The organism is Novosphingobium sp. 11B, from assembly GCF_054589055.1.
The window spans coordinates 1-467 of sequence record NZ_BAAILP010000312.1; the positions used below are offsets into that span (position 1 = coordinate 1).

A 467-nucleotide genomic window follows, 5' to 3' on the forward strand; every position below is an offset into this window, starting at 1 on the left:
CGCCGCGCGCGCGTTCCTCGATCACGCGCTCCAACGCGGAGACGGCGAAAGTGACGCCCGCCGCCTTCACGCACTGCAGGTCGATCGGGCTGAGCAGGGTGGCACGGGCCAGAACGTCCTCGGCGGCGCCAAGGGCCTTGCCCTGCGCGGGATCGAAGGCGCCTGCATCGACGAGGTCGGCCACGGTCGGCGCGATGCGGCTCATGTCGTAGGCCGCGCCGCCGCTCAGCAGCACCGGCGTCGGTCCTTCGCCAAGGTCGATGCGGCCGAGGAAAAGGCCGTCCTTCCAGTCGGCGGGGAGCATATCGAGCGAGGTCATGCCGTTCGTCCTTTTCGTCTTTGGGGCCGTCGTCGTCCCGGACTCGACCCGGGACCGGTGCCTGTCTTTAGGCGGGCGCTGCCGTGCCGGGCGCCCTGAAGCTGTGTGGGCTGGTCACGGCCAGCGGTCCCGGATCGAGTCCGGGACG

At 70.9% G+C, this 467-nt stretch carries 1 pseudogene; it reads right to left on the reverse strand.

Going from position 1 to position 467, the window contains the following annotated elements:
• Positions 1-319, reverse strand: a pseudogene (locus ACYPYD_RS26310) (fumarylacetoacetate hydrolase); the annotation flags it as partial.
• Positions 320-467: the final 148 nt, after the last annotated feature.